General features: G+C 70.0%; 11 protein-coding genes and 1 pseudogene. 6 read left to right on the plus strand and 6 right to left on the minus strand.

Features of this window, described 5'->3' with window-relative positions; genetic code table 11:
- Positions 1 to 6 precede the first annotated feature (6 nt).
- The 6 genes and pseudogenes from ACZ4TG_RS05470 (at position 7) to ACZ4TG_RS05495 (ending at position 3,979) form a co-directional block, all read left to right on the plus strand.
- On the plus strand, positions 7 to 783 hold the full coding sequence (locus ACZ4TG_RS05470) for a DUF881 domain-containing protein (RefSeq protein WP_468160014.1): 777 nt from the start codon (positions 7 to 9) through the stop codon (positions 781 to 783).
- Positions 752 to 1,492 (plus strand): class E sortase, encoded by a 741-nt coding sequence (locus ACZ4TG_RS05475; RefSeq protein ID WP_468160015.1) that lies wholly within the window; start codon positions 752 to 754, stop codon positions 1,490 to 1,492. The genes ACZ4TG_RS05470 and ACZ4TG_RS05475 overlap by 32 nt, the downstream gene beginning before the upstream one ends.
- 79 nt (positions 1,493 to 1,571) lie before the next feature.
- Positions 1,572 to 1,748 (plus strand): hypothetical protein, encoded by a 177-nt coding sequence (locus tag ACZ4TG_RS05480; protein ID WP_030011120.1) that lies wholly within the window; start codon positions 1,572 to 1,574, stop codon positions 1,746 to 1,748.
- Positions 1,745 to 2,383: an aminodeoxychorismate/anthranilate synthase component II gene (locus ACZ4TG_RS05485; RefSeq protein WP_468160016.1), complete on the plus strand. Its 639-nt coding sequence runs from the start codon at positions 1,745 to 1,747 to the stop codon at positions 2,381 to 2,383. Before ACZ4TG_RS05480 ends, ACZ4TG_RS05485 begins: the two co-directional genes overlap by 4 nt.
- A gap of 140 nt (positions 2,384 to 2,523) precedes the next feature.
- A pseudogene (locus ACZ4TG_RS05490) lies at positions 2,524 to 3,204 on the plus strand (class E sortase); the annotation flags it as partial.
- Positions 3,205 to 3,244: 40 nt separating this feature from the next.
- A complete protein-coding gene (locus ACZ4TG_RS05495; protein WP_468160017.1) occupies positions 3,245 to 3,979 on the plus strand; it encodes a class E sortase in 735 nt (244 codons plus the stop codon).
- A 164-nt stretch (positions 3,980 to 4,143) separates the two neighbouring features.
- On the opposite strand, the gene pknB is transcribed toward ACZ4TG_RS05495, so the two are convergent.
- From pknB to ACZ4TG_RS05525, 6 genes are all read right to left on the minus strand, one after another.
- Positions 4,144 to 6,174, minus strand: coding sequence for a Stk1 family PASTA domain-containing Ser/Thr kinase (gene pknB, locus ACZ4TG_RS05500; RefSeq protein WP_468160018.1), 2,031 nt, complete (start codon positions 6,172 to 6,174; stop codon positions 4,144 to 4,146).
- 189 nt (positions 6,175 to 6,363) lie between these two features.
- Positions 6,364 to 7,827, minus strand: coding sequence for a peptidoglycan D,D-transpeptidase FtsI family protein (locus tag ACZ4TG_RS05505; protein WP_468160019.1), 1,464 nt, complete (start codon positions 7,825 to 7,827; stop codon positions 6,364 to 6,366).
- Positions 7,824 to 9,248, minus strand: coding sequence for an FtsW/RodA/SpoVE family cell cycle protein (locus tag ACZ4TG_RS05510; protein ID WP_468160020.1), 1,425 nt, complete (start codon positions 9,246 to 9,248; stop codon positions 7,824 to 7,826). Before ACZ4TG_RS05510 ends, ACZ4TG_RS05505 begins: the two co-directional genes overlap by 4 nt.
- Before the next feature lie 31 nt (positions 9,249 to 9,279).
- Positions 9,280 to 10,740 carry a PP2C family protein-serine/threonine phosphatase gene (locus ACZ4TG_RS05515; protein WP_468160021.1) on the minus strand — a complete coding sequence of 487 codons (1,461 nt, stop codon included), beginning with the start codon at positions 10,738 to 10,740 and terminating at the stop codon, positions 9,280 to 9,282.
- A 147-nt stretch (positions 10,741 to 10,887) separates the two neighbouring features.
- A complete protein-coding gene (locus ACZ4TG_RS05520; protein WP_468160022.1) occupies positions 10,888 to 11,385 on the minus strand; it encodes an FHA domain-containing protein FhaB/FipA in 498 nt (165 codons plus the stop codon).
- 10 nt (positions 11,386 to 11,395) lie between these two features.
- The gene (locus tag ACZ4TG_RS05525; RefSeq protein WP_468160023.1) at positions 11,396 to 12,238 is read right to left on the minus strand and encodes an FhaA domain-containing protein; all 843 of its coding nucleotides are present in this window, start codon (positions 12,236 to 12,238) and stop codon (positions 11,396 to 11,398) included.
- Between the last annotated feature and the right edge of the window lie 115 nt (positions 12,239 to 12,353).

A 12,353-nucleotide genomic window follows, 5' to 3' on the forward strand; every position in this document is an offset into this window, starting at 1 on the left:
GGTACGTTGAGCGATTCCGACGACTCCTCCGCGGGTCCCCGTCGCCGGGCCAGACCGGTCCGGCTGCTGACGGCCGCCGTTTTCGCACTCGCCGGCCTCATCTTCGTCACCAGCTTCAACACCTCCAAGGGTACGAACATCCGCACGGACGCGTCACTCCTGAAGCTGTCCGACCTCATCCACGAGCGCAGCCAGAACAACGCCGAGCTGGAGCAGACCACCGCCGCCGTGCGCAGCCAGGTGGACGCCCTCGCGGAGCGCGACGACGGCAGTACCAAGGCCGAGGACGCCAAGCTGGCCGCCCTGCGTGCGGCATCGGGCACCGAGGAGCTGACCGGCAAGGGGCTGACGGTCACCCTCAACGACGCGCCGCCGAACGCCACCGCCCGCATCCCCAACGTCCCCGAACCCCAGCCCAACGACCTGGTCATCCACCAGCAGGACCTCCAGGCCGTGGTGAACGCGCTGTGGCTCGGCGGCGCCGAGGGCATCGAGGTCATGGACCAGCGGCTGATCTCCACCAGCGCCGTGCGCTGCGTGGGCAACACCCTGATCCTCCAGGGCCGGGTCTACTCGCCCCCCTACAAGGTGTCGGCGGTCGGCGACCCGGGCGCGTTGCGCAAGGCCCTCGCCGCCTCCCCCGCCCTCCAGAACTACCAGCTGTACGTGAACGCGTACGGCCTCGGCTGGAAAGTGGAGGAGCACAAGACGCTGACACTGCCCGCCTACTCCGGCACAGTGGACCTCCACTATGCGAAGCCCGTGGAATCCGCCACGCCCTGACGCCGTACTCCGCCTGCTGGTACGGACGTTCAGCGAGGTGTGCCTGACGGCCGGCACCCTGATCGTGCTGTTCGTGGCGTACGTACTGCTGTGGACCGGGGTCAAGGCCGACCGGGCCATGGACGGGGAGATGGCCCGGATGCGCGAGAGCTGGTCCGCGCCCGCGAGCGCCCCGGCCCCGGCCGCCGCCCCGCAGCCGGCGCCCGCCGCGCCGCAGCAGCAGGAGCCCGCGCGGTACCCCGAGGGCCGGGCCTTCGCCGAGATGTACGTCCCGCGCTTCGGCCCGGACTGGAACAAGCCCGTCCTGGAGGGGACCGGCACCGAGCTGCTGAAGAAGGGCCTGGGCCACTACCCGGGCACCGCCCGCCTCGGCGAGACCGGGAACTTCGCGGTGGCGGGGCACCGCCGGACGTACGGGGACCCCTTCAAGGACGTCCCGGAGCTGCGCCGTGGGGACACCGTGATCCTCAAGGACGCCACGACCTGGTACACGTACACCGTCCGGGCCGAGGCGCTGCGCACCCTCCCCGACGAGACCGGGGTGGTCGACCCGGTGCCGGAGCGCTCGCCCTTCCACGCCCCCGGCCGCTACCTGACCCTGACCACCTGCGATCCGGAATGGGGCCACAGCCACCGGCTGGTCGTCTGGGCGGAACTGACGGGGACCCGCGGCGCCGCCGAGGGCCCGCCGGAGGGTTTGCCGAGGTGACCCCTGCGGTCGGGCCGCTGCCTTTAGGCTGTTGCGGTACCGCCCCTGCGGTGCGTGGGACGAAAGGGATGCGGACGGAATGTACGGCTGGATCTGGCGGCACCTGCCCGGCAACGCGTGGGTACGCGCGCTGATCTCTCTCGTACTGGTCCTCGCGGTGGTGTTCGTGCTGTTCCAGTACGTCTTCCCGTGGGCCGAGCCGCTTCTTCCGTTCAACGATGTGACGGTGGACGAGGGATCGGGAGCCACTCCGTGAGCGCGCGCATTCTGGTTGTCGACAACTACGACAGCTTTGTCTTCAATCTGGTCCAGTACCTCTACCAGCTCGGCGCCGAGTGCGAGGTGCTGCGCAACGACGAAGTGGAACTGGCGCACGCGCAGGACGGCTTCGACGGCGTGCTGCTCTCGCCGGGACCCGGCACCCCCGAGGAGGCCGGCGTCTGCGTCGACATGGTCCGGCACTGCGCCCGGACCGGGGTCCCGGTCTTCGGCGTCTGCCTCGGCATGCAGTCGATGGCGGTGGCGTACGGAGGGGTCGTGGGCCGGGCGCCCGAGCTGCTGCACGGCAAGACCTCGCCCGTGGTCCACGAGGGGCTCGGGGTCTTCGAGGGGCTGCCCTCGCCGTTCACCGCCACCCGCTACCACTCGCTCGCGGCCGAGCCGCAGACCCTGCCCGACGTGCTGGAGGTCACGGCCCGCACCGAGGACGGGATCATCATGGGGCTCCGCCACCGGGAGCACGACGTCGAGGGCGTGCAGTTCCACCCCGAGTCGGTGCTCACCGAATGGGGCCACCGGATGCTCGCCAACTGGCTCGTGCGCTGCGGTGACGCGGGCGCCGTCGGGCGCTCGGTGGGGCTGGCCCCGGTGGTGGGCAAGGCCGTCGCGTGACGGCGGTCGCGCCGTCCGCGCCCACGGAGGGCCGGGCCGCGCGGCGCAAGGCAGCACAGGAGGCCGCGAAGCGCACGCACGCACGTGCGCGCAGGCGGGGCGGGCGCCGGCGGCGGCGCCCGCGCTCCGGCGGTCCCGTGGTGGTGCTGAGCCGGGCGTTCGGCGAGCTCTTCATCACGACCGGGCTGGTCATGCTGCTGTTCGTCACCTACCAGCTCTGGTACACCAACGTGCTGGCCGAGCGGACCGCGGACGGGGCCGCCGGCTCGCTGCGGCAGAACTGGGAGCGGGATCCGGGCGGGGCGGCCGCGCCGCCGCCGGTCGCGGCCTTCGAGCCGGGGCAGGGGTTCGCGATCATGTACATCCCGAAGCTGGACGTGAAGGTGCCGGTCGCGGAGGGCATCAGCAAGCCGAAGGTGCTGGACAAGGGGATGGTCGGGCACTACGGCGAGGGCGCGCTGAAGACGGCGATGCCCTCCGACAAGCAGGGCAACTTCGCGGTGGCCGGGCACCGGAACACCCACGGGGAACCGTTCCGCTTCATCAACAAGCTGGTGCCCGGTGACCCGATCGTGGTGGAGACCCGGGACGCCTACTACACGTACGAGATGACCTCGGCCCTGCCCCAGACCTCTCCGTCGAACGTGTCGGTGATCAAGCCGGTGCCCGAGGGATCGGGCTTCACCAGCGAGGGCCGGTACATCACGCTGACGACCTGCACCCCTGAGTTCACCAGCACCTACCGGATGATCGTATGGGGCAGGATGGTCGAGGAACGCCCCCGCAGCCAGGGCGCTCCCCCCGCGCTGAAGAGCCCGTGAGCCGGCTGACCGGCCGTACGTCGTAGAGGACGAATCCGCAGTGTCTCGTGCCCGTCGCCGCCGTTCCGCACCGCCGCCCCGCAACCGCGGCGCGCTCGCCGGGTTCCTGAGCCTGCTGGGCGAACTCCTGATCACGGTGGGCCTGGTCCTGGGCCTGTTCGTGGCCTACTCGCTGTGGTGGACGAACGTCCTCGCGGACCGGCAGGCCGCGGCGAAGGGCGACGCGGTCCGCGAGCAGTGGCAGCAGTCGCCGCCCGCGGCGCAGAAGCCCGCCGAGCCGGGGGCGCTGGACACCCAGGGCGGCATCGGCTTCCTGCACGTCCCGGCGATGAAGAACGGCGAGGTGCTGGTCAAGCCCGGCATCGCGCCGGACGTCCTGAACGACGGGGTCGCCGGCTACTACACGGAGCCGGTCAAGTCGGCGCTGCCGTGGGACGAGAAGGGCAACTTCTCGCTGGCGGCGCACCGGGACGGACACGGGGCCAAGTTCCACAACATCGACAAGCTGAAGAACGGCGACTCGATCGTCTTCGAGACGCGCGACACCTGGTACGTGTACAAGGTCTTCGCGGAGCTGCGCCAGACCTCGAAGTACAACGTGGACGTCATCAGCCCGGTCCCGAAGGAATCCGGCAAGACCGCTCCCGGGCGCTACATCACGCTGACCACCTGCACGCCCGTCTACACGTCCAAGTACCGGTACATCGTGTGGGGCGAGCTGGAGCGGACGGAGAAGGTGGACGAGAAGCGCACTGTGCCGGCGGAACTGCGCTGAGCCCCCGGCACGGTCCGCTGCCGAGCCCGCTCCACGGCCCTGGAAGGGGCCTGTGGACGGCTGTGGGGCCTCGGTGACGGCAAAGGGCCCGGCCCCCTCTCGTCGAGAGGGGGCCGGGCCCTTTTTACGTTCGCGTTCCCTTCGCGCGGAGGCGACGGGAGCGGTCAGCGGCGGGTGCCGCCCGTCAGGCCTCCGAAGAAGCCGCCGCCGTTGTTGCCGTCCTGCTGCTTGGGGAACGTACGGACGTTGATGACGGTGCCCGCGGGCTGCTGGGTGCCGGCGGCCGGGATCGAGTCGATCACCACGGCGTCGTCGTCCGACGCGCCGCTGAGGACCGCCCCGAAGACCAGGTTGTTCGCCTGAAGCGTCAGCTTGGCCTGGGCCACGGTCAGGTTCGTCAGCGGCGGCACCGCGACCGCCGCTGACTGGGGCTTGGCGATGCTGACGTTGACCGGCGTGTCCTTCGCGAGCGACTCGCCGGGCTTGTACTGCTGCTGGAAGACCGTCTTGGGCGCCGTCCCGGGGGGCGCGTCGGCCTCGGTGACGCTGCCCAGCTTGAGCTTGGCGTCCTGGAGGGCCTTGGCCGCCGCTTCCCTGTTCTTGCCGGTGAGGTCCGGGACGGTGCCCTTGGAGATCTCCTTGGCCACCGTCAGCGTGACGACTGACCCCTTCTCGGCTTCGGTGCCCGACTTCGGGGACTGGTCCAGGACGATGCCGGCGGGGCGGTCGGACTCCACGGTCTTCTTCTCGACCTGGAACTCCTTGGCCTTCAGCTGCGACTCGGCCGTCTCGAACTTCAGGCTGATCACATCGATCACCGGCACCTTGGGCGCACCCGAGGAGATCTTGACCTTGACGGCCGTGCCCTTGTCCGCCTTGGTGTCGGCGGCCGGGCTCTGCTCGCAGACGTTGCCCTTCGGCTGGTTGTCGCACGGCATCTCGCCGACCTGCTCCACCGTGAGGCCGATGTTCTTGCCCCGCTCCTGCGCCGCCGCCAGGGTCTCGCCGACCAGCTTGGGCACGGTGGGCCGGTTGTCGGCGGTGTGGCTGAAGAGGGCCTGGCCGATCAGGATGGCGCCGACCAGGACGAGCACGCCGGCGAGGGCCAGCAGGATCGTCGAGGCCCGGCTCTTCTTCTGCGGCCGGCGGCCGTGGCCGCCCTGGTCGTAGCCGCCGTGGCCCTGGTCGCCGTACCCGTATCCGCCGTCGCCCGGAGTCGGCGGCATCATCGAGGTCTGGCCGGAGTCCGCGGGGCGCAGGGCGGTGGTGGGCTGGTCGTAGCCCTGGTGGCCGTAGCCGCCCTGGTCGGGGTAGCCGTAGCCGGCCGCGCCCATGGAGGCGGTGGCCGCGACGGGCTGGCCGTCGAGGCAGGCCTCGATGTCCGCGCGCATCTCGTCGGCGGACTGGTAGCGGTAGTCGGGATCCTTGACCAGGGCCTTGAGGACGATGGCGTCCATCACGGGCGTGATCTCGGGGTCGAAGTTCGACGGGGGCTGCGGCTCTTCCCGTACGTGCTGGTAGGCGACGGCCACCGGGGAGTCGCCGACGAACGGGGGCCGCACGCTGAGCAGCTCGTACAGCAGGCAGCCCGCGGAGTAGAGGTCGGAGCGTGCGTCGACCTGCTCGCCCTTGGCCTGCTCCGGGGAGAGGTACTGGGCGGTGCCGATGACGGCGGCGGTCTGCGTCATGGTCATGCCGGAGTCGCCCATGGCCCGGGCGATGCCGAAGTCCATGACCTTGACCTGGCCGGTGCGGGTGAGCATCACGTTCGCGGGCTTGATGTCGCGGTGCACGATGCCGGCGCGGTGGGAGTATTCGAGGGCCTGGAGGATGCCGATGGTCATTTCCAGGGTGCGCTCGGGCAGCAGCTTGCGGCCGGAGTGCAGGAGCTCGCGCAGGGTGGACCCGTCGACGTACTCCATCACGATGTACGGGATGGAGATGTTGTCTACGTAGTCCTCGCCGGTGTCGTAGACGGCGACGATCGCCGGGTGGTTGAGCGATGCGGCCGACTGGGCCTCGCGGCGGAACCGGGCCTGGAAGGACGGGTCGCGGGCGAGGTCGGCGCGCAGGGTCTTGACGGCGACGGTACGGCCGAGCCGGGTGTCGTGACCGAGGTAGACCTCGGCCATGCCACCGCGGCCGAGCACGTGGCTCAGCTCGTACCGGCCGCCGAGGCGACGCGGCTCTTCCATAACTTGCAGCCCTCTCCGTCAGTCCCGACCGCACCGGTGTGTGGTCCGGCGGTGTGCTGTTCGCGCAAAGGCTACCGGCCGATCGTCGGTGATCGGTTCGTGACCACAGGCTGATACCGGACCGGTACCGTGTGCTCCGATCCGGACCGGATCAGCGGTCCGGACCAGCCTTCGCGCTGTCGTCGGCGCTCATCCCTTGTTCTTCAGTACGGCTTCCATGACGGCCTTGGCGACCGGTGCGGCCAGGCCGCCGCCGCTGATGTCGTCGCGGGCGGTGCCCTCGCTGTCCTCGACGACCACGGCCACGGCGACGGGCGAGCTGCCGTCCGGGTTCTCGGCGTAGGAGATGAACCAGGCGTAGGGGCGCTTGGCGTTCTTCTCGCCGTGCTGGGCGGTGCCGGTCTTGCCGCCGACGGTGACGCCCTTGATCTTGGCCGGGGTTCCGGTGCCGTTCTCGACGACGTTGACCATCATCTGCTGGACCTTCTGCGCGTTGGCGGCGGAGAGGGGCCGGCTCATCTCGTGGGGCTCGTGCTTCTCGATCGTGTCGGTGTTCGGCGCGGTCAGCTCGTCCACCATGTAGGGCTTCATCAGCTTGCCGTCGTTGGCGATGGCGGCGGTGACCATGGCCATCTGGAGCGGGGTCGCGGCGGTGTTGAACTGGCCGATCGCGCTCTGCGCGTTGCCGTCCTTGCCCATGGTCTTGTCGTAGACGCTGGCGAAGGCGCGCACCGGGGTGTCGATGGTGCTGTTGAAGCCGAACTTCTGGGCCGTCTCCACCATCTTGTCCCGGCCGACCTTGTCGCCCAGGTTCGCGAAGACCGAGTTGCAGGAGACGCGGAGCGCGTTGTTCAGCGAGGACTTCTCGCAGCCGCTCGCGTGGTTGACCATCGGGGTCTTGGTGCCCGGCAGGATGTACGGCTCGGGGGTGTCCGTCGGGTCGTCGATGTTGTTGACCACGCCGTTTTCGAGGGCGGCGGCGGCCGTGACGACCTTGAAGGTGGAGCCCGGCGGGTACGTCTCGCGCAGGGCGCGGTTGACGAGGTTCTTGTCCTCGCTGTCGTTCAGGTCGCGCCAGGCCTTCCCGTCCTCCTTGGAGAACCCGGCGAAGCTGGACGGGTCGTAGGACGGGGTGCTGACCAGGGCCAGGATGGCGCCGGTGCGCGGGTCGATCGCCGCGACGGCGCCCTTCTTGGTACCGAGCTTCTCGTAGGCGGCCTTCTGCGCCGCCGCGTTCAGCGTGGTGACGACGTGGCCGCCCTGCTTCTTCTCGCCCGTGAACATGCCGATGGTGCGGTCGAAGAAGAGCCGGTCGTCGTTGCCGGTGAGGATGCCGTCGTCCAGCGACTCCAGCTGCGTGGAGCCGAAGGCCTGGGAGGCGTAGCCGGTCACGGGCGCCCACAGGGGGCCGTCGAGGTAGGTGCGCTTGTACTTGAAGTCGCTGCCGTTGGTGACGGCGGACCCGGTGATCGGGTTGCCCTCGACGATGATGTTGCCGCGCTCGGTGGCGTACTGGGCGATCTGGACCCGGCGGTTCTCCTTGCGGGTGCTGAGCTCCTCGGCCTGGACGTACTGGAGCCAGTTGGTCCGCACCAGCAGCGCGAGGACGAGCAGCCCGCAGAACAGCGAGATGCGGCGCAGGGGCTTGTTCATGACGGTCGGACCACCTGGGTCATCTCGGCGTCGGGGGACGGGGCGGGGGCCGGGGCAGGTCGGCGTGCGGTGTCGCTGATCCGGATGAGGATGGCGATGAGCACCCAGTTCGCGAGGACGGACGAGCCGCCCGACGCGAGGAAGGGCATGGTCATACCGGTGAGGGGGATGAGGCCCATGACCCCGCCCGCGACGACGAAGATCTGCAGGGCGAAGGCGCCGGAGAGGCCGATGGCGAACAGCTTGCCGAAGGGGTCCCGGGCGGCGAGCGCGGTGCGCACGCCGCGCTCGATGATCAGGCCGTACAGCAGGAGGAAGGCCATCACGCCGGAGAGCCCGAGCTCTTCGCCGACGGTGGAGAAGATGAAGTCGGAGTTGGCGGCGAAGCCGATGAGGTCGGAGTTGCCCTGTCCCCAGCCGGTGCCGAGCACGCCGCCGGAGCCGAAGCTCATGATCGACTGGCCGACCTGCTCGCAGGCGCCGGACTTGGCGTAGCAGGCGAAGGGGTCGAGCCAGGCGGTGACGCGGGCCTTGACGTGGCTCGCGGTCGTGCCGACGACGACGGCGCCGCCGACCGACATGAGCAGGCCGATCACGATCCAGCTGGTGCGCTCGGTGGCCACGTACAGCATGATCACGAACATGCCGAAGAAGAGCAGCGAGGTGCCGAGGTCGTTCTCGAAGATGAGGACGAGCAGGCTCATCGCCCAGATCATCAGGATCGGGCCGAGGTCACGGCCGCGCGGCAGGTAGAGGCCCATGAAGCGGCGGCTGGCCAGCGCCAGGGCGTCGCGCTTCACCATCAGGTAGCCGGCGAAGAAGATCGCGATGACGATCTTCGCGAACTCGCCGGGCTGGATGGAGAAACCGCCGACGCTGATCCAGATCTTCGCGCCGAAGACGTCCGCGCCCAGGCCCGGGATGACGGGCAGGATCAGCAGGACGAGCGCGGCCGCCATGGAGATGTACGTGAACCGCTGGAGCACGCGGTGGTCCTTGAGGACCAGCAGCACGACGGCGAAGAGGGCGATGGCGAGCCCCGTGTACATCATCTGCCGGGGGGCCGACTCGGAGAAGGTGCCGAACTGGCGCTTGGCCAGGTTCTGCAGCCGCTCCGACTGGTCGAGGCGGTAGATCAGGACCAGGCCGAGGCCGTTGAGCAGGGTGGCGATCGGCAGGAGCAGCGGGTCGGCGTACTTCGCGTAGCGGCGTACGACGAGGTGCGCGAGCCCGGCCAGGACGCCGAGGCCGAGCCCGTAGGCGAGCATGCCCGGGGGCAGCTTCCCGTGGATCGACAGACCCACGTTGGCGTAGGCGAAGATCGGGATGACCACGGCGAAGCCGAGCAGCAGGAGCTCGGTGTTCCGCCGGCTCGGCGCCTCGATGGCGCCGATGGTGGTCGTGTTGGTGACAACGCTCATGGTGTGGCAGGCCCCCTGTGCCCGCATATCTCTACTGCTTTTCGCACTGGGCGGCCAGCTGCTGCTCCGCGGGAGTCAGGCTGGGGCCGGGTGTCGGGCTGGGCTGCGCCTCGGCGGCACGGCGGGCTTCGTCCTTCTTGCAGGCGGACGTCTGGGCGCCGAGCTCGTCGATCTTCTTGCGGGCGCCGTCGAGGCTGCCCTCGCTGATGGTGGCTTCGACCAGCTTGCGCTTGAAGGGCGGCAGGTACTTCAGTTCGATGTCGGGGTGGTCCGTCTCCACCTTGGAGAGGTGGATCCAGGCGAGGTTCTGGCTGATGCCGCGGTACAGCGCGACATGCTCACCCTTGACGCCGACGTAGTACTGGGTCTGGGTCCAGCGGTGCCCGGCGTAGAGCCCGCCGCCGACCACGCCGGCCACGAGCAGCAGGAGCAGCGTGCGGGTGGTCCACTTGCGCCCTTTGCTGCGGCGCCTGCGCGGGTGGTCGTACGTGTCCTCGTAGCCGGAGTCGGCGTCGTACGCGTCGGGTTCGCCGAAGCTGCCGTATCCGCCGCCGCCCTGGTTCTGGTCGGGGTAGCCGTAGCCAGGGGCCTCGCCGCTGCCGGGAGGGCCGAAGGAGCCCGCGGGCGGGGGGGCCTGGCGGCCGAGCCCGGAGGCGCGGCCGGCCGGGGTCTGCATGGCGTTGCCGTCGAAGAGCTGGTGCTGGTTCTCGGCGACCGCGCCCACGACGACCGGGGTGTCGTTGAGCTGGGCGGCGAGGGTGTCGCCGCTGTCGGTGTCGAGGACGTCGGCCACGATGCAGGTGATGTTGTCGGGACCGCCGCCGCGCAGGGCGAGCTGGATCAGTGCCTGCACGGTCTCGTGGGGGCCGTGGTAGTCGGCGAGGGTCTCTTCCAGGGTCTGGTGCGAGACGACGCCGGAGAGCCCGTCGGAGCAGATCAGGTAGCGGTCGCCCGCCCGGACCTCGCGGATGGAGAGGTCGGGCTCGACGATGTCACCGCTGCCGAGCGCCCGCATGAGCAGGGAGCGCTGGGGGTGGGTGGTCGCTTCCTCTTCGGTGATGCGGCCCTCGTCGACGAGGCGCTGCACCCAGGTGTGGTCCTGGGTGATCTGCGTGAGGACCCCGTCGCGGAGCAGGTAGGCGCGGGAGTCCCCGACGTGGACGAGGCCGAGGCGCTGCCCGGTCCACAGGAGGGCGGTGAGCGTGGTGCCCATGCCCTCCAGCTGGGGGTCCTCCTCGACCATGACGCGCAGCTGGTCGTTGGCCCGCTGCACGGCCACGCTGAGCGCGGTGAGGATGTCGGAGCCCGGGACGTCGTCGTCGAGCTGCACGAGGGTGGAGATCACCTCGGAGCTCGCGACCTCGCCGGCGGCCTGGCCGCCCATGCCGTCGGCGATCGCCAGGAGGCGGGGACCGGCGTAGCCGGAGTCCTCGTTCCCCTCGCGGATCATGCCCTTGTGCGATCCGGCGGCGAACCGCAGGGACAGACTCATGCGCACCTGCCCTGTCGACGGATCTGCCTCCGGGTACAACCGGTCTCGAGCCACACTGCCCACCCTCCGGTCGGGAGCGCGTTCGGGTCGCAGTCCCCGGTGGGACGGACCGCCGCGGCTCGCTCGCTCCGCTCGCTCATTCTCGTACTACTTCCGCAGCTCGATGACGGTCTTGCCGATGCGGATCGGGGCGCCCGGCGGAATGGGCGTCGGGGTGGTCAGCCGGGTCCGGTCGAGATACGTGCCGTTGGTGGACCCGAGATCCTCGACGATCCACTGGCCGTCACGGTCTGGGTAGATCCTGGCATGACGGCTCGATGCGTAGTCGTCGTCCAGCACGATCGTGGAGTCGTGGGCCCGTCCCAGCGTGATCGTCTGCCCGGCGAGGGCCACGGTGGTACCCGTGAGGGTGCCCTCCGAGACGACCAGCTTGGTCGGCGCACCGCGGCGCTGGCGCTGCTGCGGTGGTGCCGCCTGCCGCCCCTGCTGCTGCGTAGCGCTGTTGGCGCCGCCGCGGCGGGAGCCGCGTTGCGTGACTCTCGTTCCGAAGAGGTCGCTGCGGATGACCTGAACGGCCACGATGACGAACAGCCACAGAACGGCCAGGAAACCCAACCGCATGACCGTCAGGGTCAGCTCTGACATTGCCCCCGCTTCACCCTTCGGCTTGCCGGTAAATGATGGTGGTGCTGCCCACGACGATCCGCGAGCCGTCGCGGAGCGTAGCGCGGGTGGTGTGCTGCCCGTCCACCACGATGCCGTTGGTGGACCCGAGATCCTGGATCGTCGGGGGCGTTCCGGTCCGGATCTCACAGTGCCGGCGGGATACGCCGGGGTCGTCGATCCGCACATCGGCCTCGGTGCTTCGGCCGAGTACGAGCGTGGGGCGCGAGATCTGGTGGCGGGTGCCGTTGATCTCGATCCAGCGGCGCGTGGTGCCGGGGCCGCCGGAAGTCGTGGGAGCCGCTCCGCCGGGACCGGGTGCGGTCCTGCGGGCGCCGGGTCCGCCGGGGGGCGGGGCGCTGGGCATGGGCGGGGCCGCGACCGGGGGGTACCCGTAGCCGCCCTGCTGCTGGTTCTGGGGTGCCTGGCCCTGCCCCTGGGGGGAGCCCGGCTGGGAGGTGCTGGAGGCAAGGGTACGGCTGCGGACGCGGTAGAGCCCCGTGTCGAGGTCGTCGGCCTTCTCCAGGTGGACCTTGATGGGGCCCATGAAGCTGTAGCGCTGCTGCTTGGCGTAGTCGCGGACGAGGCCCGCGAGCTCGTCGCCGAGCTGGCCGGAGTAGGGGCTCAGGCGGTCGTAGTCGCCGGCGCTGAGCTCCACGATGAAGTCGTTGGGGACGACGGTCCGCTCGCGGTTCCAGATGGTGGCGTTGTTGTCGCACTCCCGCTGGAGGGCTCCGGCGATCTCCACCGGCTGGACCTCGGACTTGAACACCTTGGCGAAGGTGCCGTTCACCAGACCTTCGAGTCGCTGCTCGAACCGCTTCAGAACTCCCATGGGGCACCTCCTCCGTCGTTGTCGCCCTGTACTGCTTACTGATCGTATCCACGCGTGGCGGATTCGGCTGGTTCCCCTTCGGCCTCGTGCTGAGGAGTGTTGGTCCTCACAAGCG

It is taken from the genome of Streptomyces sp. NPDC028314 (genome assembly GCF_055565795.1).